At 34.6% G+C, this 25,115-nt stretch carries 26 protein-coding genes and 1 tRNA gene; 9 read left to right on the top strand and 18 right to left on the bottom strand.

Features of this window, described 5'->3' with window-relative positions:
- Nucleotides 1-57 precede the first annotated feature (57 nt).
- From PSU83_RS14290 to idi, 12 genes are all read right to left on the bottom strand, one after another.
- Nucleotides 58-1,935 (bottom strand): peptidase M61, encoded by a 1,878-nt coding sequence (locus PSU83_RS14290; RefSeq protein WP_300590227.1) that lies wholly within the window; start codon nucleotides 1,933-1,935, stop codon nucleotides 58-60.
- A gap of 136 nt (nucleotides 1,936-2,071) precedes the next feature.
- Nucleotides 2,072-2,344, bottom strand: coding sequence for a TIGR03643 family protein (locus PSU83_RS14295; protein ID WP_300590228.1), 273 nt, complete (start codon nucleotides 2,342-2,344; stop codon nucleotides 2,072-2,074).
- 106 nt (nucleotides 2,345-2,450) lie between these two features.
- On the bottom strand, nucleotides 2,451-3,275 hold the full coding sequence (locus PSU83_RS14300) for a sterol desaturase family protein (RefSeq protein ID WP_300590229.1): 825 nt from the start codon (nucleotides 3,273-3,275) through the stop codon (nucleotides 2,451-2,453).
- Nucleotides 3,276-3,312: 37 nt separating this feature from the next.
- Complete coding sequence (locus PSU83_RS14305) at nucleotides 3,313-3,915, bottom strand: alpha-ketoglutarate-dependent dioxygenase AlkB (RefSeq protein ID WP_300590230.1); 603 nt, start codon at nucleotides 3,913-3,915, stop codon at nucleotides 3,313-3,315.
- 64 nt (nucleotides 3,916-3,979) lie between these two features.
- Nucleotides 3,980-4,687 (bottom strand): aquaporin Z, encoded by a 708-nt coding sequence (aqpZ, locus tag PSU83_RS14310; RefSeq protein WP_300590231.1) that lies wholly within the window; start codon nucleotides 4,685-4,687, stop codon nucleotides 3,980-3,982.
- A 105-nt stretch (nucleotides 4,688-4,792) separates the two neighbouring features.
- Entirely contained in the window at nucleotides 4,793-5,713 is a 921-nt protein-coding gene (locus PSU83_RS14315) for a DMT family transporter (RefSeq protein WP_300590232.1), read from the bottom strand.
- A gap of 82 nt (nucleotides 5,714-5,795) precedes the next feature.
- Nucleotides 5,796-5,869, bottom strand: a tRNA-Thr gene (locus PSU83_RS14320).
- A gap of 78 nt (nucleotides 5,870-5,947) precedes the next feature.
- Nucleotides 5,948-6,214: a hypothetical protein gene (locus tag PSU83_RS14325; protein ID WP_300590233.1), complete on the bottom strand. Its 267-nt coding sequence runs from the start codon at nucleotides 6,212-6,214 to the stop codon at nucleotides 5,948-5,950.
- A 54-nt stretch (nucleotides 6,215-6,268) separates the two neighbouring features.
- Complete coding sequence (locus PSU83_RS14330; RefSeq protein WP_300590234.1) at nucleotides 6,269-7,231, bottom strand: type I phosphomannose isomerase catalytic subunit; 963 nt, start codon at nucleotides 7,229-7,231, stop codon at nucleotides 6,269-6,271.
- A gap of 16 nt (nucleotides 7,232-7,247) precedes the next feature.
- Entirely contained in the window at nucleotides 7,248-7,706 is a 459-nt protein-coding gene (locus PSU83_RS14335) for a peroxiredoxin (protein WP_300590235.1), read from the bottom strand.
- Nucleotides 7,706-8,116: a 6-carboxytetrahydropterin synthase gene (locus tag PSU83_RS14340; RefSeq protein WP_300590236.1), complete on the bottom strand. Its 411-nt coding sequence runs from the start codon at nucleotides 8,114-8,116 to the stop codon at nucleotides 7,706-7,708. The genes PSU83_RS14335 and PSU83_RS14340 overlap by 1 nt, the downstream gene beginning before the upstream one ends.
- Nucleotides 8,117-8,166: 50 nt before the next feature.
- Nucleotides 8,167-8,694, bottom strand: a complete 528-nt coding sequence (gene idi / locus PSU83_RS14345; RefSeq protein ID WP_300590237.1) for an isopentenyl-diphosphate Delta-isomerase — start codon at nucleotides 8,692-8,694, stop codon at nucleotides 8,167-8,169.
- Between the two features lie 270 nt (nucleotides 8,695-8,964).
- Between idi and PSU83_RS14350 the strand changes: the two genes are divergently transcribed.
- Nucleotides 8,965-9,975: a bifunctional methionine sulfoxide reductase B/A protein gene (locus tag PSU83_RS14350; protein WP_300590325.1), complete on the top strand. Its 1,011-nt coding sequence runs from the start codon at nucleotides 8,965-8,967 to the stop codon at nucleotides 9,973-9,975.
- Between the two features lie 42 nt (nucleotides 9,976-10,017).
- On the opposite strand, the gene PSU83_RS14355 is transcribed toward PSU83_RS14350, so the two are convergent.
- From PSU83_RS14355 to PSU83_RS14365, 3 genes are all read right to left on the bottom strand, one after another.
- The gene (locus PSU83_RS14355) at nucleotides 10,018-11,598 is read right to left on the bottom strand and encodes an NADP-dependent glyceraldehyde-3-phosphate dehydrogenase (protein ID WP_300590238.1); all 1,581 of its coding nucleotides are present in this window, start codon (nucleotides 11,596-11,598) and stop codon (nucleotides 10,018-10,020) included.
- 94 nt (nucleotides 11,599-11,692) lie between these two features.
- On the bottom strand, nucleotides 11,693-13,252 hold the full coding sequence (locus PSU83_RS14360; protein WP_300590239.1) for an FAD-dependent protein: 1,560 nt from the start codon (nucleotides 13,250-13,252) through the stop codon (nucleotides 11,693-11,695).
- 89 nt (nucleotides 13,253-13,341) lie between these two features.
- Nucleotides 13,342-14,865: a T9SS type A sorting domain-containing protein gene (locus PSU83_RS14365; RefSeq protein ID WP_300590240.1), complete on the bottom strand. Its 1,524-nt coding sequence runs from the start codon at nucleotides 14,863-14,865 to the stop codon at nucleotides 13,342-13,344.
- A 73-nt stretch (nucleotides 14,866-14,938) separates the two neighbouring features.
- Here PSU83_RS14365 and PSU83_RS14370 point away from each other — a divergent pair, with 73 nt between their 5' ends.
- Entirely contained in the window at nucleotides 14,939-15,175 is a 237-nt protein-coding gene (locus PSU83_RS14370) for a hypothetical protein (protein ID WP_300590241.1), read from the top strand.
- Between the two features lie 50 nt (nucleotides 15,176-15,225).
- Here PSU83_RS14370 and recQ read toward each other — a convergent pair whose 3' ends face one another.
- Nucleotides 15,226-17,421: a DNA helicase RecQ gene (gene recQ / locus PSU83_RS14375; protein WP_300590242.1), complete on the bottom strand. Its 2,196-nt coding sequence runs from the start codon at nucleotides 17,419-17,421 to the stop codon at nucleotides 15,226-15,228.
- 86 nt (nucleotides 17,422-17,507) lie between these two features.
- Between recQ and PSU83_RS14380 the strand changes: the two genes are divergently transcribed.
- From PSU83_RS14380 to PSU83_RS14400, 5 genes are all read left to right on the top strand, one after another.
- Nucleotides 17,508-18,473 (top strand): KpsF/GutQ family sugar-phosphate isomerase, encoded by a 966-nt coding sequence (locus PSU83_RS14380; protein ID WP_300590243.1) that lies wholly within the window; start codon nucleotides 17,508-17,510, stop codon nucleotides 18,471-18,473.
- On the top strand, nucleotides 18,473-19,306 hold the full coding sequence (gene tatC, locus PSU83_RS14385) for a twin-arginine translocase subunit TatC (protein WP_300590244.1): 834 nt from the start codon (nucleotides 18,473-18,475) through the stop codon (nucleotides 19,304-19,306). The genes PSU83_RS14380 and tatC overlap by 1 nt, the downstream gene beginning before the upstream one ends.
- Nucleotides 19,290-19,637, top strand: a complete 348-nt coding sequence (locus PSU83_RS14390; RefSeq protein WP_300590245.1) for a carboxymuconolactone decarboxylase family protein — start codon at nucleotides 19,290-19,292, stop codon at nucleotides 19,635-19,637. Before tatC ends, PSU83_RS14390 begins: the two co-directional genes overlap by 17 nt.
- A gap of 83 nt (nucleotides 19,638-19,720) precedes the next feature.
- The gene (gene lptB, locus PSU83_RS14395) at nucleotides 19,721-20,461 is read left to right on the top strand and encodes an LPS export ABC transporter ATP-binding protein (RefSeq protein ID WP_300590246.1); all 741 of its coding nucleotides are present in this window, start codon (nucleotides 19,721-19,723) and stop codon (nucleotides 20,459-20,461) included.
- A 6-nt stretch (nucleotides 20,462-20,467) separates the two neighbouring features.
- Nucleotides 20,468-20,698: a hypothetical protein gene (locus tag PSU83_RS14400; RefSeq protein ID WP_300590247.1), complete on the top strand. Its 231-nt coding sequence runs from the start codon at nucleotides 20,468-20,470 to the stop codon at nucleotides 20,696-20,698.
- A gap of 9 nt (nucleotides 20,699-20,707) precedes the next feature.
- Here PSU83_RS14400 and PSU83_RS14405 read toward each other — a convergent pair whose 3' ends face one another.
- Nucleotides 20,708-21,424 carry a CDP-alcohol phosphatidyltransferase family protein gene (locus PSU83_RS14405; RefSeq protein WP_300590248.1) on the bottom strand — a complete coding sequence of 239 codons (717 nt, stop codon included), beginning with the start codon at nucleotides 21,422-21,424 and terminating at the stop codon, nucleotides 20,708-20,710.
- A 193-nt stretch (nucleotides 21,425-21,617) separates the two neighbouring features.
- Between PSU83_RS14405 and PSU83_RS14410 the strand changes: the two genes are divergently transcribed.
- Together PSU83_RS14410 and PSU83_RS14415 are read left to right on the top strand one after the other, a co-directional pair.
- Complete coding sequence (locus PSU83_RS14410) at nucleotides 21,618-22,604, top strand: PorV/PorQ family protein (protein WP_363319906.1); 987 nt, start codon at nucleotides 21,618-21,620, stop codon at nucleotides 22,602-22,604.
- A 5-nt stretch (nucleotides 22,605-22,609) separates the two neighbouring features.
- The gene (locus tag PSU83_RS14415; RefSeq protein ID WP_300590250.1) at nucleotides 22,610-23,740 is read left to right on the top strand and encodes a DUF4105 domain-containing protein; all 1,131 of its coding nucleotides are present in this window, start codon (nucleotides 22,610-22,612) and stop codon (nucleotides 23,738-23,740) included.
- Here the strand turns inward: PSU83_RS14415 and PSU83_RS14420 are convergent.
- On the bottom strand, nucleotides 23,708-25,102 hold the full coding sequence (locus PSU83_RS14420; protein WP_300590251.1) for a sugar transferase: 1,395 nt from the start codon (nucleotides 25,100-25,102) through the stop codon (nucleotides 23,708-23,710). The genes PSU83_RS14415 and PSU83_RS14420 overlap by 33 nt on opposite strands.
- Nucleotides 25,103-25,115: the final 13 nt, after the last annotated feature.

Here is a 25,115-nt window from a genome sequence, read left to right on the forward strand (position 1 = left end):
CTAAAAAAAATCCTCAATCTGACGAACAAATTGAGGATTTCAATACTATTTTTTAGATTAGCCTTTTAACCAGGCCGTATTTAATTTTTCTTTTGATTTATCTGAAAACTCATAGCCTTCTACTTCATCATAACTTAATTTCACCTTTCCTTTTATGGTTTGTTCTTTACCTTCTCTTTTTATTTTTACGCTGATGTTATCGCCTTCTTTCCAGTTTTGGCTTTCGATAATCATGTCGTAAATAGTATCAAGATCGTAGGGCTTGTTATTAATTGCAAGAATAACATCGCCACCTTTTATACCTAAATTAGTCATAAAATCATTCATTTCCTTAGCTGGAATAACAACAATTTCTTTGGTCGTTGGCTTAATGGTAATGTAAGGTGTGGCTTGATCTTTCAGAAATGGATTTAAAGGTACTTTTACTTTTCCGCGAGTCACACCCATTTTGGCAACGTACGTATCATAAGGTATTGGAGTCGTTCCGGATACATAAGTATTCAAAAACTCACCTACTTCTGGATAGGTTAATTGTGTGATTTTTCCAAAAAGTTCGTTATCGTTGAAGGGCTTATCCACACCATATTCTTTAGACAATTTTTTCATTAGGTCTAAAATCCCTCTTTCGCCATTGCTTTTTTCACGGATGATAATATCGATACACATTCCGATTAAAGCTCCTTTTTCATAAACATTGAGGTACTGTTCCTTGTATGGCTCAACCAAAACATTTTTACTCATTTCGGTAAATGACATAGTATCGTTCAATTTTGAGGTATTGGTTATTTTACCAGCCATTCTTTCATAAAAATTATCTGCATCAATCAATCCTTGATTAACCTGAAATAGATTTGCAAAATACTCTGTAACCCCTTCATACATCCATAAATGCTCTGACATTTTAGGATTAGTGTAATCAAAATATTGTATTTCTTTCGAGTGAATACTTAATGGCGTAATGGTATGGAAGAATTCGTGTGAAACTACATCTTTCAATTGCTCTTCTAAATCTTCCTGTGGCATTGCTTCTGGAAAAACAACCGTTGTTGAAGTATGATGTTCTAAAGCTCCGTATCCTTTTGCATCATTACCATAATAATCCGTTAAATATAATAAAACGGTATAGCGTTTATTTTCATTAATTGTTCCCATGAATGCTTTTTGGGCACGCATTGTTTTTTCTAAGTCAGGTAATAACGATTTCGCAGAATATCTTCCTGTTGGAGAATAAACGCTGAATAAAATTTCCATACCGTCAACCGTAAACTTTTCGAAATCCGGTTTAGAATACATTATTGGATTATCCGTCAGTTCAAAATAACGATTTACTTTAAAAACATCTACAGCCTCACTTTTATCAATATCGTTTAATGAAGTTGTTCCTAATAGGCCTTCAGGATGCAAAACAGTTAAAGTGTACGGCATTTCCGTTAGCTGTATCTTATCCTCAAAATAACCTACAAAACCATGATTATTTACTACGAAATTTTTACCCTCAAGAATATTGGTGCCTGATGGAGAAAAAATATCTTCTTTTTTTTCTCCCGATCTGTACCCTTTTCCAGATTCAGAATCAAAAGTATCGTTTACCAGATACGTAATTTTCACCATTGATTTTGCATTAGAAATTTTCCAAGAATTAGCATCCGTTTTAGAAATGACTAGTTCTTTTCCGTTTTTATCAAATGCTTTTAAATTATCTATAAACCTTCCGTAGTTATCATCCGAATAAGTTCCAGGAACTGTTTTTGGAAGATGAAAAGAAACCTCATTACTAGTAAAAGCCGGAGGAATAACAGTAACCATAACCTTATCGTTTTTAATCGTATTTAAATCGATAGTAACTTTGACGTCAGGTGTACTTTTTATTTGTGCAGTTGCACTGTTAAAGATAGCAGTCAGGGCAATAACGGCAGTCAGAATTAGTTTTTTCATTTACTCAATATTTATTTAAAATAAGTCTCCAAAAGTAACTATATTGTTAATAAAGTTTATATGTATTTAGTTTTGATTAACTAAAAAGATTTTACTATAAAATTGAAAACCCTCGCTTTGGGCAAGGGTTTATTTCTTAATCAAATTTATTTTTGATATAATATTTACTGTCTAAATCGTCATAGTCGTCGATAATTAGCTTGGGTTTTGGTTTGCTTCCGGCAGCCTTTTTTTTCCAAAGTTCAAATTTATCTTTAGCCAAACGCTTGCGCATGAATTCGGTTACTTCATTTTCTGTAAGCCCAAATTCTTCTTTAATTGCCTCAAATGGTTTTCTTTCTTCTTGCGCCATGCTAACAACTCTTTCTAACTGTTCGCTGCTAAGTTCTAGTAACTTACTTTTTTTCATTTCTGTAAAAGTATTTTTTTTTATTAAATTACAAATTATCAATTGGTCATTCAATATTAATAAAAAAAATAATTAGTTTTTAAATATGTTTGCTTTTTTTTACACTTTAATTATTTGGAGCGCGATGCTTTTGAAACGGAATTTTCAACAAATTAGAAAGAGTATTGTGTTCTTCAGGCTTCATGTGCGTATCAACACCATAAATTATTTTATCTCTATCCAATGATTTAAAAGTCCCGAATAAGCGATCCCAAATAGAAAAAATATTACCATAATTACTATCGGTATACGGAAGGACATAATGATGATGCACTTTATGCATATCGGGTGAAACTATAAAATAGCTGAGTATAGTATCCAGTTTTTTAGGCAAAACGATATTGGCATGATTGAATTGCGTCGCTACAACAGATAAAGTTTGATATAGGAAAACCATCCACATTGGAGCACCAACCACTAAAACGCCAATCGTAGTAAAGATAAATCGAATAACACTTTCCCCTGGATGATGCCTGTTGGCAGATGTTGTATCAACCCAAGCATCCGTATGATGTATCAAATGAAAATGCCAAAGAAATCTAACTTTATGCTCCACCCAATGTACGAGATAGGCACCAATCAAATCCAAAAGCAACAAACCTACAATCGCAAACAACCACGGATTCATTTCTGGCAACCATTGAAGTAGCCCAAAATTAGCATCAACGGTCCATTGTGCTGTTTTTAATAGAATCACTGCCAAACAAAAATTGACAATCATGGTCGTAACGGTAAAGAAGATATTAATCCCTGCGTGCTGCCATTTATTATAACTGAATTTAAACAGAGGTACTGCGGTTTCAATCAACCAAAAAAAAGAAATCCCTCCCGCTAAAATTAACGCTCTGTGCGATGAGGGTATGGTGTTAAAATAGTGGATTATTTCGTTCATAGAAAATCTATTTCTTTCAAATTTAGTCAAAAACAGTTTACTTTATGCTTCTGAAAGTGAGATTTATTCGGGAACCAATAGGTTTTGCTGTTTTCGGAATCTGATGTTTCCAAAAATGTTGTGTTGTACCTTTCATTAACAGTAAACTTCCGTGTTCAAGATTTATTTTCAGCTTTTGTTCCTTGATGGTATTGTGCTGTAAATGAAAACTTCTTTCGGCACCAAAACTAACAGAAGCAATTACTGGATTTGTTCCTAATTCTTTTTCGTTATCCGCATGCCAACCGTTACTGTCTTTTCCGTCTCGGTACAAATTTAGCAAAACGGTCGAGAAACTTTCAGTACAGACTTCTTCAATTTCATTTTTCAAAAGCAGTAATAATGGGTTCCACGGATTGGGTTTCATTACAATATTGGAATACTTATATTCTTTTCCTTCGTTGCCAAAAAGTGATGTGAGCCTGGGCTGAGGATGCGTTTTACCGAATACCATTATGTTATCCTGTTGCCAAGGAATTTGATTCGTAAGTAATTCAAAAAACTCATCCGCCCCAATACTATCAAAGAAATTGGGATAATACGCAATCTCAGCGTCTGGGAGATTAAAGGTGATTTTTTCTTTGGGGAAAAGTAAATTCATAGACCAAAAATAAAAAAACGATAGAAGAATTCCATCGTTTTTATTGAAATAAAATTATAATGATTTATTTTTCGTCATGATTTTGCAATAAATTTTTATAGATGATTCCACCCAGCAAAGCTCCTGCAATCGGAGCAATCCAGAATAACCAAACTTGCATCAATGGAGTTCCACCAGCAAAAATGGCTTGTGATAGTGAACGTGCAGGGTTTACCGAGGTGTTAGTTATTGGAATACTAATCAAATGAATTAATGTCAACGCCAATCCAATAGCAATTCCGGCGAATTTTCCATTCGCAAATTTATCTGTTGCGCCTAAAATAACTATCAGAAAGAACATGATTAAAATGAACTCAGCGGCAAAACAAGATAGCATCGAATAGCCATCGGGAGAAAAAGCACCAAAACCATTAGACGCAAAAACACCTGCCTTTGTATTGTCAATGATATTTCCCGTTTTTCCGGACCAAATAAAGAACAGTGTTGCTGCAGCTGCTATTGCTCCAATACATTGCGAAACTACATACGGAATTAAATCTTTGCCAGAAAATCGTCCTCCAGCACAAAGTCCAAAAGAAACTGCGGGATTAAAATGCCCGCCAGAAATATGTCCAACAGCATAAGCCATAGTCAAAACGGTTAATCCAAATGCAAGGGAAACGCCAATAAAACCGATTCCAAGATTAGGAATTCCAGCTGCAAACAAGGCGCTTCCACAGCCTCCAAAAACAAGCCAATAAGTCCCAAAAAATTCTGCGAAAAGTTTTTTCATAAGTTTGGTTTTAAATCGTGTAATAGCACGATTGGTTAGCAATTTAAAATTACACGTTATAAAAACAAGTAATAAATCACTCAAAACAAACTTATTAACAATGATTTAAATCATTGTTCTAGACTTGAACTTAATGTTCATAAAGACTATGGCTAGTATTATTAACAAAATGCCAATCCACTGCATAAAGACCACTGTTTCACCAAGAACCACGTAAGCCATCATTACAGAAACGGGTAATTCCATTGCCGAAACGATACTTCCAAGTCCAATTCCAGTTAATGGGAATCCAGCATTCAGTAATAATGGTGGAATGACCGTACCAAAAATGGCGATAAGAATTCCCCACTTATAAAATATATCGAAATTAAATGGTGTGTTTTGAGTTAGAAGAGCAAACACCAAAACCACTATTGCTCCACCCAAAAGCATAAATAAACTTCTCTGTGCGGACGAAATGGATAGTGCCGTTTTATTAGCAGCATACATTGTGGTAGTAAATGAGGCAGCAGCCAATAGTCCTAATACAACACCGCGCCAGTCAAGTGATAACTTATTGAAGAAAAGATTGGTTGCAAGAGCGGTTCCGAATAAAACAATCAATACAGAAAGCATTTTGATTTTAGATGGCATTTTTTTATCCAAAACCATTTCTAAAAAAACGCCCATCCAAACCGTTTGCATTAAAAGAACAATTCCAATAGAAACGGGTATAAATTTTACGGCTAAATAATAAAAGATGCTTGTAAATCCGGTTGATGTTCCTAGAATCAAAAGCTTTCTGATATCAATTGGACTAGCTCTTACAACGGCAGTTCCTTTTCTATTTTTCTGATAGATGTTAATTCCAAGCAAAGCGATGATACCAATTAAAAATTGTGCCGTAATAATTTCAGCGGGTGTATAATGAAGTCCGTTTGAACTTGTATCCGCATAAGCAAGCTTAACAAATGTTGCAAGCATACCATAACTTGTGGCACCTAAACCAACCAAAAGAACCCCTTTTAAAACTTTATTTGTAGACATCTCTTCTTTTTAATAAACGGATATAACAGTTGTAAGCTGTATCCAAAAAAAAAGAGGAAAGTTATAAAACTTTCCTCTTTTGAGCCGGCGGAGGGACTCGAACCCACGACCTGCTGATTACAAATCAGCTGCTCTAGCCAACTGAGCTACACTGGCGACGTAATTGTTCTGCAAATATAGAAGTGAAAACTAATTCTCCAAAATATTTAGGAACTTTTTTCGTAAAATATTTTATTACAGTGCGTTGATTTTTTCAATCAATTGATTAGCAGTTTGTTCTAATTCAACATTAATTTGTTTAAAATGCGCCTTTTTATTTTCTACATTTTTTTCATTAACTTTAGAAATCAAAGCATCAAAGGATGTAATTGCTTCATCTATAACCGCGTTTGTTTGATCAGATGGTTTTCCTGTAGTTGTCAATTCATAAATGTAAACTGCTTCAATAATATCACCTAATACGAAATTGATATCTTTCTTTAAATTTTTAACACTTGGCATTTTCTTTTATTTTAAAATTCGGTGCAAAATTACATTAAATCTTTAGAATACAAACTACGAAATATAAATTTCTAGGATCGAGGCATTTCCGATAAGTTGAAAATCACTCAAAAATGCGGGAAGCAGAACAGTATCTCCCTTAGTATAAGTATACTTTTCGTCGTTTACATTCAGCTCAAAACTACCATCCACACACATATAAACTGTAAAAGAATCGCCGTGTTTATATACCGTAATAGCTCCGTCAAGCGGAATAAAATTAGTGGTGAAGTATTTGCAATTAACGACTTCATTAGAACTGTTTTCTACTGTAGTATAGTTTTTTTGAGCATCAACCGTTTTATAATTTATTGCCTCTACTGATAAATCGACGTGAAGTTCTCGCTTATTTCCCGCGGCATCAACCCTATCAAAATCATAGATACGATACGTTATATCAGATGTCTGTTGAATTTCAGCGATAACAATCCCAGATCCAATAGCATGAATTGTTCCGGTTTCGAGGAAAAAGACATCGCCTTGTTTTACTTTTTTAATGTCGAGAATATCAAGTAGCGTTTTTTTATATACGCTTTTGAGATAGTCTTCTGGAGTAGATTTTTCTTTAAATCCAACAATCAATTTAGAATTAGCATCCGCTTGCATTACGTACCACATTTCGGTCTTCCCGAAAGTATTGTGACGTTTCATAGCCAATTCATCATTGGGATGCACTTGAATTGATAAGTCTTCACGTGCATCAAGATATTTAAAAAGTAAAGGAAATTGTGTGCCAAATTGCGCGAAAACTTTTGTTCCTAAGATAGCTTCTGGAAATTCGTGTATTATGTCGTTCAATGATCTTCCCTTCAGAAAACCATTCGCAACAATACTAACCTCATTTTCAACTACAGATATTTCCCAACTTTCGCCAGTAATATCCGTGGTAATAGGTTTGTTTAGATGCGTTTTTAATTTGGTTCCGCCCCAAATTCTTTCTTTTAAAATAGGTTTAAATTGCAACGGATATAATTTCATTAGAGACTATTTATTGTTAAGCTTGCATCCTTTTTAATATTTGAAGTGCTTTCTGAATATGAATTTTGCCCGACATACTATTGAAAACCATAATGACAATTCCACTTTTGTCAGCAACATAAGTAACTCTGCCCGGAATTAAGCCTAGTAAGTCGTTGGGAACACCAAATGCTTTTCTAATCTTTTTATCTGAATCTGAAAGCAAAATAAAAGGCAATTTATATTTGGATGCAAATCCTACATGAGATTTCAAACTATCACTACTAATTCCGATGACCTCAGCGCCTAACGCTTTAAAGTCTTCATAATTATCTCTAAAACTACACGCTTGTTCGGTACAAACACTCGTATTATCTTTTGGATAAAAATAGATAACTACTGGTTTTTTACCAATAATTTCTTGACTATTGAATAACTCACCGTTCGTATCCATAGCCGTAAAATTTGGAACTATATCTCCTACTTTTAAAGCCATCAGTTACCGTTATAGGTTACAAAGTTTCGTGGTGTTTCATATAAAACAACTTCTAAATCTTTATTTGAATCAATATATTTTCGAAGTTTTCGCCAAATAATTACCGCTATATTTTCGGCTGTTGGATTTAAATCGGCGAAGTCAGGAACATCAAGATTAAGATTCTTGTGGTCAAAAGCATTTTCAATATGCTCTTTAATCAAATCGGATAGAATCTTAACATCAACTACAAAACCAGTTTCTTGATCAATCTCACCGGTTACGGACACTATTAATTCGTAATTATGCCCATGGAAATTTGGATTGTTGCATTTGCCAAAAATGGCGTTATTTTTTTCATCCGACCAATCTTTGCGATACAATCGGTGGGCAGAATTAAAGTGCGCTTTTCTTGAAACGGTTACTTTCATTTAATTTTAATTTTTGATTAACGGTTGTTCATATTCACAATTCGGCAGTCTTAAAGTTTGTGATCCTCTAAATAATGGTAAAATTCGTCAAAAATTATCTTAAACCAAACGGTATATATCTTTGGATTTTTTATCATATCCGTTTTGACATCTTCAATTTTCATCCATTTCCAGTTTTCAACTTCTTCCTCATTAATTTTTGGCTTGTCATTGTAGTAACCAATCATTACATGGTCTAATTCATGCTCGGTCAATCCATTATCAAATGGCGCCTTATAAATAAAATGGAATAATTCTTTAATTTCGGTAGTGAAACCCATTTCCTCATACAATCTGCGTGTTCCAGCTTCAACATTTGTTTCACCGTTGCGCTGATGACTACAACATGTATTGGTCCACAATAACGGAGAATGGTATTTGTGATGGGCACGTTGTTGTAACATAATTTCGTTGTTACTATTCAACACAAAAACGGAAAAAGCACGATGCAAAATTGCTTTCTCGTGAGCTTCTAACTTGTTCATTAAACCTATTGGCTCGTCTTGTTCATTAACCAAAACTACTTGTTCTTCAATCATAACATTTATTAATCTTTCAAAAATACAAAAAAAAACTAGGCTTAAAAATTATACGTTTTCTACAACCGTTAAATTTTCCTTAAATCATCGCTATTTGTAAACTGTACGACATTTGTCTTCGTACATTGTCTAGTAATTTGTAATAGAATTAAAAAACAAAATGTTATGCGAAACACCATTATTAATCTGTTATTTTTATTGCCCTTATTTATGCTTACTGCCTGTGGACAATCCAATAACAAAAAAACAACAAATCAAAAACCCATTGCTATGGAAAATGTTATTTCAAAACCTGAAAATCCGTACTACTCTAACACGGACACCACCAAATTAAACGTATCAGATGCCGAATGGAAGAAAGTGCTATCCCCAGATTTATATGCAGTTGCCCGTAAAGCCGATACAGAAAGAGCTTTCACAGGAAAAATGTGGAATTCTGAAACTAAAGGAACTTATTATTGTGCAACTTGTGGCTTGAAACTTTTTAAATCCGATCAAAAATTTGTAAGCAGCTGCGGTTGGCCAAGTTTCTTTGAACAAGACAATAAAAATAGTATTGTTTTCAAAGATGATAATTCGTACGGAATGAAGCGTACAGAAGCACTTTGCGGAAGATGCGATAGCCATTTAGGACACTTATTTGATGATGGTCCAGCGCCTACGGGAAAACGCTATTGTATGAATGCTGTATCTCTTGATTTTGTTCCAGAAGGAGCTGTAGCTAAAGCAACTGACATGAAAGGAAACACAGAAACTATTGTTCTTGGCGGAGGATGCTACTGGTGTGTGGAAGCCGTTTATGAAAATTTAGTTGGAGTTGAAAAAGTAGTTTCTGGTTTTGCTGGAGGAACAGTTGAAAATCCGAGTTATGAAGAAGTTTGTACCGGAAGAACAGGCGCAGCTGAAGTTGTTGAGATAACTTACGATAAAAGCAAAACAAATCTTGATGAGATATTTCAAGTATTCTTTACCGTTCACGATCCAACAACTTTGAATCGTCAAGGTGCAGATGTGGGTACACAATACCGTTCTGCTATTTTTTATAAAAATGATGAACAGAAAAAAGCTGCCGAAAGCATTATTGCCGAATTAAATGAAAAGAAGGTTTACGGAAGCAAAGTAGTAACAACTTTGGAGTCATTGAAAGTTTTCTACAAGGCTAAAGATTACCACCAAAATTATTATGAAAACAATAAAAATCAGCCATACTGCCAAATGGTAATTCAGCCGAAGATTGAAAAATTTGAAAAAGTATTTAAAGATCGATTAAAGAAGAAATAATTATTAATTCTGAAGAACCGCTTATTCAACTAACCGGTTTTTTTATAAAATATAATCGGTATTAATAAAGTTAGATTCTTTACTATTTAATAACGCTTGCAGAATTTCATTGTTATAAGCATTGTCTTTTGAGGCAACAAAGGTCCGAATAGAAAACGAACGCAAAGCATCATGAATACTCAAAGTTCCCACAGCCGAATCTTTCCTTCCTGTAAAAGGATAAACGTCTGGGCCACGCTGGCAAGAACTATTTAAATTTACCCTACAAACCAAATTCACCAAAGTGTCTATAAGTGGCGCAATAGTTCTAATATCTTTACCAAATAAACTCACTTGTTGTCCGTAATTCGATTCTGCCATATCATTCAATGGTTCTTGAATGTCTTTGAAAGTCAGAATAGGCACAACAGGTCCAAATTGTTCTTCATGATAAACGCGCATCTCTTTATTTATCGGAAACAAAACAGCCGGAAAAATATAATTATCTGAACGTTCTCCGCCTTTTGCATTGATTACTTTCGCACCTTTATTGGTAGCATCATCAATCAATTCCTGAATATAATCCGGTATTTCTTTCTCGGGCAATGGCGTCAATAAAACACCTTTCTCCCATGGATTTCCAAAAGAAAGCGCGTCTACTTTTTCAGCAAATCTTTTATTAAATTCAACTGCAATCGATTCGTGAACATAAAGAATTTTTAAAGCCGTACAACGTTGTCCATTAAAAGATAACGTTCCCGTAATGCATTCTTGAATGGCCAAATCCAAATCGGCATCCGGAAGAATAATAGCCGGATTTTTAGCTTCTAGTCCCAAAATCAGACGCAAACGGTTTTTATTGGGATGCATATCTTGCAAAGCGATAGCCGATTTACTGTTTCCAATCAGAGCCAAAATATCAACTTTACCAGATTTCATAATTGGCGAAGCTACATCTCTACCTCTACCATAAACAATGTTGATAACGCCTTTTGGGAAGCTACTTCTAAAGGCTTCGAGTAATGGTGAAATTAATAACACCCCGTGTTTTGCTGGTTTAAAAATCACTGTATTCCCCATAATAATGGCCGGAATCAACAAAGAAAAAGTTTCGTTTAGCGGATAATTATATGGTCCAAGACACAACACTACGCCCAATGGACCGCGGCGAACCATCGCATTTACACCTTGGCTTTTGGTAAATCGATTGCTGTTTCTATCTAATTGTTTGTAATCTTCAATTGTATCGTAAATATATTCAACCGTTCTGTCAAACTCTTTTTCAGAATCACCCAACGATTTTCCAATTTCCCACATCAAATACTTGACTACTTCACTTCGGGTAGCTTTCATTTGAGTAACAAAATTTTCCATACATTTAATACGGTCAATAACTTTCATTGTGGGCCACAATCCTTGTCCATTATCATAAGCGGCAACGGCTGATTGTACTACTTCGTCGGCAACACTTTCTCCCATGATTGGAATGGAACCCAAAACTGTGGGCGCATAATTTTCAGTCGAAGAGATGGTAGAATAAATTAACGAGAATTCACCAGTCCATTTTTTTAACTGACCATCAAGTAAATACGTGTCTTGATGTAGTAAATTGGTAATTTGAAATTCGGGTGGAATTGAGTTCATACTTTTTTTATAAAATTACCTCATCTTGTTAAAACAATCGATAGCGATTTGTAGAAAGAAATGAACGAAAACGTTATAGTTAATAAGAAGTGGCTTATTTTAAAACTTGCGCAATCATCAAAGCACATTTCTCGCCATCAATAGCTGCCGAAATAATGCCGCCAGCAAAACCTGCACCTTCTCCACATGGATATAAGCCTTTAATTTGTGGATGTTCCAACGTAAAATTATCCCTCGAAATTCGCACTGGAGAGGATGTTCTGCTTTCCGGCGCATGTAGAATTGCCTCATTAGTCATATACCCTCGCATTGATTTTCCGAATTCGGTAAAGCCTTCTCTTAAAATTTGAGATAGAAATCCGGGGAAAACCTGTCCCATTTCTACAGAAGTTGTTCCCGGAACATAGGATGTTTTTGGGATGGACGACGAGACTTTATTTTGGGTAAAATCAATCATTCGCTGGGCCGGAACTTTTTGAGTTTCTCCCGCCAAATGCCAAGCTTTTTGCTCAATGCTTTTTTGGAATTCCATGCCAGCAAGCGCCCCAAATTTGGCAAAGGGTTTAAAATCTTCTAATTTCAATTCGATTACAATTCCAGAATTTGCGGTTGCTTGATCCCGTTTGGATGGCGACCAACCGTTTGTAACAACTTCTCCTGGACTTGTAGCACAAGGCGCAATTACGCCACCGGGACACATACAGAACGAATACATGCCGCGACCATTCACTTGTTTTACAATCGAGTAAGGAGCTGGCGGTAAAAATTCACCACGATAATCACAACTGTATTGAATTTTATCAATCAATTCCTGCGGATGCTCGGCACGAACGCCCAATGCAAAAGGTTTTGCTTCAATCAGTATTTTCTTTTTATCTAATAATTCGAAAATATCTCTAGCCGAATGTCCGGTGGCTAAAATTAATTTAGTAGCAGAAATTACACTTCCATTTTGAATAACAACCCCTTGAATTTCATTATTTTTTATAACAAAATCAGTGACGCGAGTTTCGAACAATACTTTTCCGCCACATTCGATAATTTTTTCGCGGATATCTTGAATAATTTGGGGTAATTTATTGGTTCCGATGTGGGGATGTGCTTCAACCATAATATCCGGCGTAGCCCCAAATCCGACTAGTAATTGTAAAATTCTCTCAACATCACCTCGTTTTTTGGAACGTGTATATAATTTTCCATCCGAATAAGTTCCTGCTCCGCCTTCGCCAAAACAATAATTGGAATCTTCGTTCACAATATGATCTACGTTTATGGCTTTCAAATCGCGACGACGTCCTCTAACATCTTTTCCGCGTTCGATTACTATTGGCTTCAAGCCCAATTCTATTAATTGTAATGCTGCGAAAAGTCCGGCTGGACCAGCGCCAACAATAATTACTTCTTGCTTATTCGAAACATTTTGATACTCTGGAAGGGCAATAATTGTTTCTGTATATTCTTCATCTATTAAGTAAACCGAAACTTTAAGATTGAACTTTATCGCTTTTTGACGCGCATCAATGGAACGTTTTAGAATAACAACTTTACGAACCAATTTGGTGGAGACACGAACTAACTTAGCCACATGTTCATAGAGCAAATTTTCATTTGCAGCTATTTCGGGAGAAACTTGAAGTAATAGTTCGGTTGGCATTAAATAATTTTTTTGGCAAAAATAGTAATTTGAAAAACAAAAAAAGGCTTAGCCGAAACTAAACCTTTTTAAAATTAAGATTTTATATTCTATTTTTTTATGAATTTTAGATTTGAAATTTTGTCATTTGAAGTAACTCTTATGAAGTACATTCCACTTTGCAAGTCAGAAACTGAAATATTTTGGGCAGAATTATTCGATTTAATTTCTTTAACAAGGCTTCCGTTTATTGAGTAAACTGCAATATTTGATATTAATTCTCCCTTTATACTACTGATATTTAATTCTGTTGAAGCCGGATTTGGATACAACTCGATTGTATTTACTAAAGTAGCATTAGCAACTCCAAGAGCGACACCTTGCTCTAAATAGTCTGGTATTCCATTAGAGTTGGTATCGTCATTTGCTGGATTTCCATCATTATTATAATCTTCTTTCCAAGTTAACAATCCATCGCCATCGTCATCATTATCAAGATAATTTAAAATTCCGTCATTATCTGTATCTAAAAGTGCGTCTGCAGAAATAGGATTATTGGTTCTAGCAAAAACATATTCTACATTGGTCAATACTAAATCGCCGTCATCATCATTATCTAAATAGTTTGGAATTCCATCTGCATCCGTATCATTGTTGGCTAAATTAGTATCCGAATTTATGTCTTCAGAACTTGTAGCAACGGTGTCGTTATCAAAATCAATAGTGCAATCAACAACGCTCAAAACAATAGGCCTTATAATGCCATCACTAGCGGCATAAATGGTCTGTGGGTTTGATAAATTGGTATAATTATTTAGAATTGGATTTACACTAATTTGCGCATCGGTGATCGATTCGTAAAAACTAACTTGATCTGGAGTAACGGATAAATCACCAGCAGCTACAGATAAATCAAAAACCTGAATTCCGTCAGTGTTATCATCACATTTTACAAAAGAATAAGTTGAATAATAGCCTGCTCTTGAAAAACGCCAACCTTCAGTAATAGCAGTCCAGTTTCCAGTATTTCTTCCCGGAGGAGTTATACCTAATGTTCCTGTTGTATTAATTAAACCTACAACGCCTCTTCCTCCATTCCAAGTAGAACACGCTTGTCTGTCAATTATCTGAACATCAATAGTATTTGAAGTTTCGCTCAAAATCATTTGAAAAGAACTTATTGCAGTACTATTGCATTGAAAATGTGGCTGATTATTAAAATAAACTACAAATTTTCTATAGGGCGTAATTCCATAAGTTCCGTAAGTTATTGTACCAATCCCTGAAGAATTATTTAAATCTTCATAACAACCTAGTAAAGAATTTTTAACTGGAAAATTGGAATTGGGAATTTCTGAATTAAAAGACCATGGTGAGAATTGACCCGCATTTGTTGATGTAAAATTAATAAAACCATTAGTACTTATTACAATTTGATTGTATGTTACACCATAAAAATCAAAATTAAAAGGGAGTGCAATTATTGGAGAATATAGATCATCACCCGTTATCAATGCGCTTAATGTTCCGGTATATTGTTGAAAAGGAATTGATGCTACGGAATAATTTGTCTGTGCAACTGCTTTAGAGAAAAATAAGGAAAACAACATAAAAAGAATGTACTTTTGTTTCATAGTATTGTTTATTTGAAAGCACAAAAATATCGTTTTTTCTCAATTAAACAATTGATTTATAAAAATATAAGCAATGTCAAGACAAATTAAACTAATATGGGATTTTCGTGGAGAAGCTGCTGCAAAAACCGCTGAGCATCATGAATTGCATTTGAAAGAATATATTATTCATCAAAAATTACCCTTACACATTACCGGGTTCCAAGTTAAAAACGAAATGCATGCGATTGCCTTTATGGTGGTGACTGATGAGTTTATGATTCAGGTACGGGATGCTTTGAAACCGCATCGAGGAGAATTATACGAATAGTTTTCAGTCGCAGTACTAAGTGTGAAAACTGAGACTGAGAATGGTCAACTTTAATTAGCAACATCGCTCATAAACTTTATGCGCATCAGTCGTAGTTCTTCAATGTCATAATCACCATCAAATTCTTTTAGTGCCTCTTCAATTTTATCGGTTTCTGAATCCATAAAATATCCATGAATTTCTTCTTGCTGGTCATCATCTAGGATCTCATTTACCCAATAATTAATATTCAATTTTGTTCCCGAATAAACAATTTGCTCCATTTCTTTAAGCAAAGCATCCATGTTCATTCCTTTTGCTTTGGCAATATCTTCTAACGAAAGTTTTCTATCGATGTTTTGAATGATATACAATTTGTTTGCCGAATTGGCTCCAGTAGATTTTACGACTAAATCATCCGGACGAATGATGTCATTGTCGTCCACATATCTTGCAATAAGTTCAATAAATTCTTTTCCGTATTTTTTAGCTTTCCCTTCACCTACTCCATGAACATTACTTAATTCATCTATAGTAATCGGATATTTCAGCGCCATGTCTTCAAGTGACGGATCTTGGAACACCACAAACGGTGGAACACTTAATTTTTTAGCTACTTTTTTACGCAAATCACGCAGCATGCTCATCAACACTTCATCAGCTGTTCCGCTTGCTTTAGCTGCAGTTACAATAGCATCATCTTCGGCTTCATTGTATTCATGGTCTTCCGACATCATAAACGATTTCGGATTCTTTATAAATTCGTGTCCCTTTTCTGTAAGCTTAACAATTCCATACGTTTCGATATCTTTTGTCAAAAGGCCATCAACCAAAACCTGACGAATTAAAGCCATCCAATAGCGCTCTTCAAAATCTTTTCCGATTCCGAAAAAGGTTTGAGCGTCTGTTCTATGTGCTTTTATCATTGCATTTACTCTTCCGATAAGGGTGTAGCAAATTTCTTTTGATTTGTATAAATATTTGGTATCTCGAACGACTTCCAAAAGAACTTTCACTTGATCTTGCGCTTCTACTTTAGTTTTTGGATTGCGAACATTATCATCCATATCTGCTCCATCTCCTGTTTCTCCGTCAAATTCCTCACCAAAATAGTGCAACAAAAATTTACGACGCGACATAGACGTTTCGGCATAAGCCACCACTTCCTGAAGTAATGCAAAACCAATTTCCTGCTCGGCAACTGGTTTTCCCGACATGAATTTTTCTAGCTTTTCAACATCTTTATAAGAATAATAAGCCAAACAATGTCCTTCTCCTCCATCGCGTCCGGCACGACCCGTTTCTTGATAGTAACTTTCTAATGATTTTGGAATATCGTGGTGAATTACAAAGCGAACATCAGGTTTGTCAATTCCCATTCCAAAAGCGATTGTTGCCACTACCACATCAACATCTTCCATAAGAAACATATCTTGATGTTTGGCTCTAGTTTTGGCATCCAAACCTGCATGATAGGGAACGGCAGATATTCCGTTTACTTGCAGAACTCCGGCTATTTCTTCAACCTTTTTGCGGCTTAAGCAATAAATGATTCCCGATTTTCCTTTGTGCTGTTTGATGAAACGAATGATATCCGATTCAATATTTTTGGTTTTGGTACGTACTTCGTAATATAAGTTTGGACGATTGAAAGACGCTTTAAAAGTAGTAGCATCAGACATGTCCAAATTTTTAAGAATATCTTCTTGAACTTTTGGTGTTGCTGTAGCCGTTAAGCCAATTACAGGAACATCGCCAATAAGTTTTATAATCGATTTTAAGTTGCGGTATTCTGGTCTGAAATCATGTCCCCATTCTGAAATACAATGTGCTTCATCAATGGCTACAAAAGAAATTTTTACACTTTGAAGAAATTCTACATATTCCTCTTTAGTTAACGATTCTGGTGCAACATACAAAAGTTTAGTTATCCCAGAAGTAATATCTTTTTTAACCTGATTAATTTCGGTTTTTGTCAAAGATGAGTTCAAAACATGAGCAATACCTGTTTCTGAAGATAAACTTCGGATGGCATCCACTTGATTTTTCATCAAGGCGATAAGAGGAGAAACTACAATTGCGGTTCCGTGTTGAATTAAAGCAGGCAACTGATAACACAATGATTTTCCGCCGCCAGTAGGCATTATAACAAATGTATTATTTTGAGTAATAATACTTTTTATGACAAGTTCTTGCAATCCCTTAAATTGGTTGAAACCAAAATATTTTTTTAATTCTTTGTGAATGTCAATTTCGTTTAAATTCATTCTTGGTTAATGGTATTTTTACATAAATTTGCAAATATAAAGATACTACTTTCTTTTACACATACAAATTTTATATTGCGACAATTTTGATAAATAAAGATACCATTTTAGCCTCTGCTCAAAAAACAATTTTATCTGAAAGTGACTCTATTGCAAAACTTATTGACTTTTTAGACGACGATTTTGTTAAGACGGTAGAAGTAATACACAATGCGTCAGGACGACTTGTTGTGACCGGAATTGGCAAAAGTGCAATCATTGCGCAAAAAATTGTAGCGACGCTAAACTCAACTGGAACACCTTCGCTCTTTCTTCACGCATCGGAAGCAATTCACGGTGATTTAGGAATGGTACAACCTGGAGATGTTGTGATTTGTATTTCAAAAAGTGGAAACAGCCCTGAAATTAAAGTGTTGGTTCCGCTGTTAAAACGATTTGGAAACAAACTGATTGCAATCACAGGAAACACCACCTCATTTTTAGGAAAAGAAGCTGATTTCGTTTTGAACACTTACGTGGAAGCAGAAGCTTGTCCTATCAATTTAGCACCAACAAATAGTACGACCGCACAATTGGTCATGGGTGATGCTATTGCGGTTTGTTTGATGGAAATGAAAAATTTCACGGCTGAAGATTTTGCCAAATACCATCCTGGTGGTGCTTTGGGAAAAAAATTACTTCTGCGAGTTATAGATATGCTGGATACTACGCACAAACCAATCGTTTCTCCAGATGCTGATATTAAAACGGTAATTGTTGAAATATCTGAAAAGCGTTTAGGAGTTACCGCTGTTTTGGAAAACGATAACGTTATCGGAATCATAACGGATGGTGATATCCGTCGAATGCTAAATAAAACTGAAAATATTTCAGGATTAACCGCTAAAGACATTATGACGGTAAACCCGAAGACCATTAAATCAACCGCATTAGTGAGTGATGCTTTAAATATATTAGAAGATTTTTCCATTACGCAATTAGTTGTTGCTGACTACGGTCATTATAAAGGCGTCTTGCACTTGCATGATATTTTAAAAGAAGGAATTGTATAATGGCAAAAAAAGAAAGAAAACCAATTGGTGAAATGTCCTTCCTAGATCACCTTGAAGAATTGAGATGGTTGTTAGTAAGAAGCACCATAGCCATAATTGTAATTGCGGGTGCCTGCTATTTTATTGATGATTATATCTTCGATACTATTATATTTGGACCAAAAGATCCAAACTTTATTACCTATCGTTTTTTCTGTGAATTGACACACTATTTTGGTATTCAAGACTCGTATGCCTGCGTAACAGAGTTTAAATTTATTATCCAAAATACGGAAGTAGGCGGACAATTTTCTATTTACCTTTGGATGCTAATTACCTTTGGTTTCATACTTGGTTTTCCTTATATACTTTGGGAAGTTTGGCGATTTATAAGTCCGGCACTATACAAAAAAGAACGTGAGAACGCAGCTTATTTTATAATCATTTCTTCATTACTTTTCTTTATTGGAGTTTTATTTGGTTATTTTATTGTGATTCCTTTATCCATTAACTTTTTTGGAACTTTCAATGTGAGTAATACAATCGTTAACCAATTTACAATTGATTCTTATATTGGTATGATAAAAACGTCTCTTATTGCCAGCGGATTAGTATTTGAAATGCCAATAATAATTTATTTCTTGACAAAACTCGGCTTAGTAACTCCTGAATTCTTAAGGAAGCACAGAAGAATAGCTGTTGTAATTATATTAGTTGTGGCTGCAATAGTTACCCCGCCAGATATTCCTAGTCAAGTAATCGTTTCGATACCGATGCTAATTTTATATGAAGTTAGTATTATAATTTCCGCAGTAGTAATAAAAAAACAAAAAGAAAATGAGCAAATTAGTTGAAGAATTTAACGAGTATCGTGCGAAAATGAACGAAAAGTTATTGGCTGACAATAACAAAATTGTAAAACGAATTTTCAATCTAGACACTAATGCTTACGCAGAAGGCACTCTGGATGTAAAAACCAAAGAACTTTTAGGATTAGTGGCTTCAACTGTTTTGCGTTGTGATGATTGTATCAAATATCATTTGGAAACAAGTCATAAAGAAGGTATTACTAAAGAAGAAATGATGGAAGCCATGGGAATCGCTACTTTAGTTGGTGGAACCATTGTAATTCCGCATTTGAGAAGAGCTTACGAATTTTGGGAAGCATTAGAAGAAAATAAATAATTGTTAAATGGTGGATTTGGTGATTTGTTTATTCGTTAATTTGTCGAATAACCAAATAACCGAATAACCGAATAATCGACAATATGAAACTCAGAGCCGAAAATTTAGTCAAAACCTACAAAGGCAGAAGTGTTGTAAAAGGTATTTCTGTGGAAGTAAATCAGGGAGAAATTGTTGGTCTTTTGGGTCCAAATGGTGCTGGAAAAACGACTTCTTTCTATATGATTGTTGGATTGGTTAGACCAAATTCAGGGCACATCTATCTTGACGACACGGATATTACCGAATTTCCAATGTACAAGCGTGCGCAATACGGAATAGGATATTTGGCGCAGGAAGCTTCGGTTTTTAGAAAATTAAGTATTGAAGATAATATTTTGAGTGTTTTACAATTAACAAAACATACTAAAGAAGAACAGATTGCTAAAATGGAAAGTCTCATTTCCGAATTCGGATTAGAACACATCAGAACCAATCGTGGTGACTTACTTTCGGGCGGTGAACGTCGTAGAACTGAAATAGCACGTGCTTTGGCAACGGATCCAAAATTCATTTTGCTGGACGAACCGTTCGCCGGAGTTGATCCCGTTGCGGTAGAAGATATTCAACGCATTGTAGCGCAACTCAAGGACAAGAATATTGGAATTCTCATTACGGATCACAATGTTCAGGAAACATTAGCCATCACCGAGAAAAGTTACTTGATGTTCGAAGGTGGAATTTTAAAAGCGGGGAGCCCCGAAGAATTAGTAGAAGATGAAATGGTACGACGCGTATATCTTGGACAGAATTTTGAATTACGTAAAAAGAAAATCACGTTCTAATTTGGAATGGAAAAATCTCAGAAAGAAGTAGAAGAAACTTTTAACAATGATCCCAAAAACTGGAAATTTGGAGGTCTTTTTTATTACAGCAAAATCGATAAAAGATTTATCGTTGACAAATCCAATCCAAATTACGGCACCACTTTAAATTTTGCACATCCAAAATCGTATCTGATGTTGTTGATTGCATTTCTATTTTTTGGATTCGTTTTATATATGATTACTAAAAATCAATAAAAAAGTTTCTTATACCGAAGCTTTTTTCGTAGCAAAATTATTCATTACAGATAGTAAAACATACAGCACTATTATCAAAGGCACGGCTACTATCTGAAGAAAAATGAACAACAGAACTGATGCTGCCAAAAAGAAAATCTGAAGTTTATATTTGGCCACACTGAAATTCTTAATCTTCAAAGAAAACAATGGAATTTCGGCATTCATTACATAAGCGCTCAAAAGTGTAATCCCGATTAAAATCCATTTGTTGTATATCACACCAGAAAAATTATCATCATAAAAAGCACTGTTTACAAGAGGCAAACTTGTAAAAAACAACGCATTAGCCGGAGTTGGCAATCCAATAAAAGAATCAGATTGACGGGTGTCGATATTAAATTTGGCTAAGCGGTAACAAGCTCCTAGTGTAATAATAAATCCTAAATAAGGTAAATAACTATCTGCACCAAAAACATCTTCGCTAAGCATCATTTTAAACATTACATAACCAGGAACAACTCCGCTGGTAACCATATCTGCTAAAGAATCCAATTGAACTCCTAAAGGTCCAGCAACATTGAATTTACGTGCAAAGAAGCCATCAAAAAAATCGAAGAAAATTCCAAGACAAACGAAAAAAAATGCACTTTTAATGTCGGAGTACGACACCATTACTAAAGCCACACATCCAGAAAACAGATTTAACATGGTAAATAAATTGGGAATCTGCGCTTTGATATTCATTCTTAAAAGTTATTTTTTTATAAAGTTTTACAAATTTAGTATAATAAGTTAGAGCTTTCTACGTTTTATGTTGGAGATTTATTTGATATTTGTAAAAAGAAAAATTGCCTTGAAAAAAATAATTGCTGTTCTACTGCTATTTATCGGTCTATTTTCTCATGCTCAAGCCGTTAGAAAATATTCTAATGAGTTTATGAATATTGGTGTTGATGCCGCAGCACTTGGAATGTCGAATGCAGTTACTGCGTTCACCGGCGATGTAAATTCAGGGTATTGGAATCCATCCGGGCTATTAAAAATTGAAGATAGCGAAGCTTCCTTGATGCACGCTAGTTATTTTGCCAATATTGCCCAATACGATTATGCAGCATACGCCAAAAAGATAGATGACAGAAGTGCTTGGGGAATTTCCTTAATCCGTTTTGGCGTGGATGACATCTTAAACACTACACAACTTATAGATAGTCAGGGAAATATAGATTATAACCGAATTAGCTTATTTTCTACCGCAGATTATGGTTTGACTTTTTCTTACGCTCGACGCCCAACATTAATAGAAGGACTACACTATGGTATTAATGCTAAAGTGATTCGCAGAGTGATTGGTGAATTTGGCAGTTCGTGGGGTTTTGGTTTTGATTTTGGATTACAATACGAAAAGAACGATTGGCACTACGGAATTATGCTTCGCGACATTACTACAACCTATAATATTTGGGCCATTGACGAAGATAAATACAACGAGATTAAAGATGCTGTAGCAGGACAAAATCAGGAACCACCAGAAAGTACTGAAATTACTTTGCCAAAAGCACAGCTCGGAATCGCCAAAAAATTTGATTTTCATTACGATTATACTTTATTGGCTGCAGTGAATTTAAATATGCAATTCGCTCGAACAAATGATCTTATTTCTTCCGATGTAGTGAGTATTGATCCTTCATTGGGCTTAGAATTTGGTTATACCAATTTGGTTTTTCTTAGAGCTGGAGTTGGAAATTTTCAAAACATAGAACAACTTGATGGTTCTAAAAAAGTTGGCTTTCAGCCTAATATAGGCTTAGGTTTTAAATATAAAGGCATTCAGGTTGACTACGCTTTAACCGATTTGGGTGATCAAAGTGCGGCTTTATATTCGAATATTTTTTCAGTTAAAGTCGATCTCAGTATTTTTAGATAAAAATCATGTTCAAAAAATTATTCTATCATTCCCTTTTATTATTTAGTGTTTTTGCATTTTCGCAAAATCCAAAACTTTCTCCAAGTACCGAGGTTAGTATTTTTACCTGTGGCAGAGGCGAAGAATTATATTCCACTTTTGGACATACGGCACTTCGCGTTAAAGATCCAGTTAATCAACTTGATGTAGTTTATAATTATGGCTATTTTGATTTTAGAGCTGAAAATTTTTACTTCAAATTTGTTAAAGGAGATTTGCAGTATTTTATGAATGTTACCTCGTTTGAGGATTTTGTTTTCGAATATCAAAGTGACCGAAGAGAAGTTATTGAGCAGAAACTAAATCTGCCCTTAGAAAAGAAACAAGAAGTATTTGATGCGCTTAATGCAGCACTACTTTCCAAAGATAGATTTTACACTTATAAATTTATAGACCGAAATTGTACTACTATGATTGTGGAGAAAATCAACGGTTTGTATGGCAAAGATGAGATTCAGAAGGTAGATGACAAAACAATTAGTTACCGAACATTATTGTATCCGTATTTTGAAAAATATTTTTGGTATAAATTAGGAATCAATATTGTTTTTGGTGCAAAAACGGATCATAAAGCCGAAAAATTATTCCTTCCAGTCGAACTAATGCACAGTTTGGATAAAGCCAAATTTGATGGAAAACCTTTAGTTTCGAGCAAGAAAACAATCGTTATTGGTGAAGAAGTACCAATTAAATTTTCATTTTTCAACAGCATTTATTTAATTTGCGCACTACTTTTGTTGATTGTTATAATCAATAAAAAGTTCGTGTTCAACGTGTATCTTTTGACTTTGGGAATTTTTGGATTGTTTTTATGCTTAATTGGTTTCTATTCAGAACATCAGGAATTACTTTGGAACTACAACGCACTATTATTTAACCCTCTTTTTGTTTTAGTTCCGTTTGTTTCAAAAACTTTCCTCAAGAAATTAAATATAGGATTGTTATTCCTGCTCGGAATTTACACCATAATTATGCTGACAAAACCCCATTTGATGATTATGTTTCCGTTTATTTTGGTGAATGCCTATATATTATTGAAGTTGCTAGATAGAAATCCGCTTGGTTTATTGCCCTCTATAAAGAAGAACCGTGCTTAATGTCTTAAATATTATATTAACATCGAGAAAAAGACTTCTGTGTTTGATGTAATATAAATCATATTGAAGTTTAATCAGACTGTCGGCGATAGTTTCTCCGTACGAATAATTCACTTGTGCCCAACCCGTTAATCCTGGCTTAATTACATGGCGTGTTTCATAGAAAGGCATCACCTCAGCAATTTCATTCACAAAAACTGGACGTTCAGGTCTTGGACCAATTACGGCCATATCCCCTTTTAGAATATTGATAAACTGCGGAAATTCGTCCATTCGCGATTTTCTTAAAATCTTACCAAACTTAGTAACTCTGCTGTCATTAGTAGAAGCAAAAACAGCTCCTTCTTTTTCAGCGTTTTTAACCATGGTTCTGAACTTAATAATATTAAAAACTTTACCGTTCTTCCCAACTCTTTCTTGTGTATAGAACAATTTCCCTCTGTTACCTAAAAGATTTCCTATTGCTATAAGTGGTAAAATAACGGTCCCTATGAATAATCCAATCAATGAAAGAATTACTTCAAAAAGCCTTACCATTATTAGGTAAAAATGATTCTGATTGCTTCGGCTAAATGGGAAATACCGATAAAAATCGCGTGAAACATATTGCACTGGAATCCTTTGAGCAAGATTCTCATAAACTTGTGTATATTCGCGAATAATATATCCGTTTTCTAGCAAATTTATTAATTGGTTGTAGAGATTAACGGTAATCCCGTCCGTTTTTTGCGAAGCAACAACTACTTCGGAAATAGAATTTTTCTTAACAAATTGTTCCAAATTATTGATGTCGATATTCTTAATTTTTATATTTTCCCCTGTTTTGGTATTTGCACTATCAGAATTAACAAAACCGAGTACACGGTAATGAGGATCAGCACTTTCCAATCCGAAAACTAACTCTGCAAGCTGCTCTTTATCACAAATCAATATTACTTTTTTAGAGAATCTGTTTGACGCGAAAAATCTAACATAGATCATCCTCCAGATAAATAATGCCAGAAATATTGCTATGAAAAAAATTAGGATTTGAATACGGTTGGTCGGAAGAGCAGGTGTATAAATAGGTGTTAGTAAATATATTAAAACCGTTATGGAAGAAGTCAAGATTATACTTTTAATGACCTGAAATTGATTACTTGCCACTTGTAAATTATACATTTCAAAAACAGACCCGATAAAATTCAAATAAATTCCTAAAACAATAGTCCAATAAAAATTAGTTGTAGAAATATTAAAATAATGAAAATTGAAGGTTATTCCAACTAAATACAATGAAAGTAAAACTGAAACAACGTCAAAAATTCTTAAAAGAACCTTTCTTTCAGAAACTTCAAAATGTATTCCCTTACGATTATTCATGAATTATTAAGGT

This window comes from Flavobacterium sp., from assembly GCF_029945805.1.
Taxonomy (GTDB): domain Bacteria; phylum Bacteroidota; class Bacteroidia; order Flavobacteriales; family Flavobacteriaceae; genus Flavobacterium.